Raw genomic sequence first — 2,332 nt, 5'->3', positions numbered from 1 at the left:
TCATCAACACTGACCATCACATCGCCGTCCTGAATATTGATCTGGAGCTTCATCGCGCGGCTTGCCAGATTTGCCAGTGCGCCTGTGTCGGTCTCGGAAAAATTTATCACCTGAAGATTATCAAAACGGGCGGTGCTGTTTTTGATCTTGTCCCACCACATCTCGGCAGTCCTGCCGCCATAGGAATAGACAATCACTTTGTCGGCTTTGCCACAGGATTGACGCATCACCTTCTCACTTGGAAGTCCCAAGGCCACCCACACATCAAGCTCTCCGCTCAGGCTTTTCTGCCAAATGTCTGGCTCGTCATCCGTTGAAAGGCCCTTCGTCATTTCCAAATGCTCATGGGCATTTAGCGCAAAAGCGACAATGCGCACCATCAACCGTTCATCCGTCTCTGAGGGATGCTTAGCCACGGTCAATTTATGGGCCTCATAATAATGACGATCCATGTCGGAGACTGAGAGTTCAACTTTATAAATAGTAGCATTTTGCGCCATGATTTGTCCCAAATCTTCAAAGATTGGGATGCCTACTCCGTCTGGTGACCTTTGGAAAGCAGATACAAAGGCAACGAATAATGGGGGGCGAAGAGGTGTTGCCAAGTTGTGTGACCTCACGATGTAGGATGGTTGGTCCTTATCAGGCCAACGCGCACATGGCTGCGCCTGACGTGGGCAACAAAAGTCGGGCATGGCGCCTGTGGTCCTGAGCAATGCGGCATCACCGCCTCAGAGCAACGGACTCACAGTGCTTCCGGCCCAAAGCCACCTTTGAGCAAGGATGTCTATTTTGCATCACAGCTTCCGCAAAGCGGGCGTTCAGGCACTTGCCCCCGCTGGGTCTGGCCCCACTTTGCGAAGAGTTGCTCTGCCACAATCGGGTCACCAATTTTGAGTGATAATTTTTTTGGCTATTTGGCGATCGCGACCGCCTTCCGCACAATGGCAGCCTCAAGTGTCCTTTGACTGGGTGACGTCCTTGATCATCTTACCGAATGAGCGGTTGCTTGCCCTTCTTTCAGCAAGGGTTTCAGAATTCCTGGCGTCTTCAGCGACAAGCTTTTTCCAGCGCTTCAGGCGATCCGGATCAACCTCTCCTGCCTCGACGGCCGCGCTTATGGCGCATCCGGGTTCTGTCTCGTGTTGGCAATCTCGAAATCGGCACGACCCGGTTAACGCAGTGATATCGGAAAATACTTCTTCGATGCCTGCTTGAACATCCGTCAACTGCAGTTCTCGCATTCCTGGTGTGTCGAGCAGCCATCCACCCGCGCCAAGTCGGTGCATTTCGCGATGTGTCGTGGTATGCCGCCCCTTGGCGTCGTTTTCGCGAATTTTCTGCGTCTCGATAAGATCGCTGGTTGAAAGCGTATTGATCAAAGTGGATTTTCCAACCCCCGAGGAACCGACAAAGGCCACAGTCTGACCCTTGCCACACCATGATAACAAGCACGCCGCCTGCGCGCTGTCGCGGGCATCCAGAACCTCGACGCTCAGATTGGCCATCAATCCGGACGCTGCGCGTTGAAACTCCGCTGGATTATCGGTCTGATCTGCCTTGGTCAGAACGATTACCGGCGTGACATCCGCTTCTCGCGCAATTGCCAAATATCGCTCCAGCCGTGCTAAGTTAAAGTCCTTATTGCACGAAGTGACTATAAACAGTGTATCGACATTGGCTGCAATCAGCTGGGTTTTTCGCCCCTCACCGGGAGCCCGCCGTTTGAATGCACTCATTCGGTCCAGCAACCGGATGCCATGATGACCCTCTTGATCCAGCAGCATCCAATCGCCCACTGTTGCTTGCCCCAATCCACCGTCTTCATCGTCAGAAAATGGTTCTATCGCGGTTTCGATGCCATCACCGGCGACCCGAAGGCTGTTGCGATGGACGGCCAATACCCGAACAGGTCGAAGTGACGCCAAATCGTCGGGGTCGAGCTGCTGAAGGAAAAAATGACGCCAACCTAGCTCGGTGAGACTTGGCGGGCCTATTTCGGGAATCGGAGTTTTCATATCCGTGTCTTAACCCAAATTGATGCAGGCCGTGGTGATAAAACGCACTTGGCAGGTTTCCGGAAAATGAACCGTCAAAGATGACACTGAAGAGGACAATCGCTTAACCGCAACCTCTCTAAAAGCCCCTATCTATAAGTTTGCAAACAAATCCCGGGCAAAAATGCCCACTCGGACGTATAGGAAGCGCTTTTCGTCTAGGACATCGTGTAATCGTATGGGCTGTGCATCGAGTACGGACAAATTGCACCTCTACAGCTTTGATCTGGTTTCAAACAAGGGCGAGAATTGGGCTCCTTCCGGTGGTTCAAATC

At 52.5% G+C, this 2,332-nt stretch carries 2 protein-coding genes; both read right to left on the bottom strand.

The window, feature by feature from the left end:
- Window positions 1–500, bottom strand: a 500-nt coding sequence (locus AC221Y_RS23135; protein ID WP_486708632.1) for a YaeQ family protein, incomplete at its 3' end; no start/stop codon positions are given.
- Window positions 501–953: 453 nt separating this feature from the next.
- Window positions 954–2,018 (bottom strand): ribosome small subunit-dependent GTPase A, encoded by a 1,065-nt coding sequence (rsgA, locus tag AC221Y_RS23130; protein ID WP_486708631.1) that lies wholly within the window; start codon window positions 2,016–2,018, stop codon window positions 954–956.
- Window positions 2,019–2,332: the final 314 nt, after the last annotated feature.

The sequence above is a fragment of the Boseongicola sp. genome, from assembly GCF_057460485.1.
Note: the sequence above shows the minus strand (reverse complement) of the source record. Positions and strands in the feature narration are given on the sequence as shown.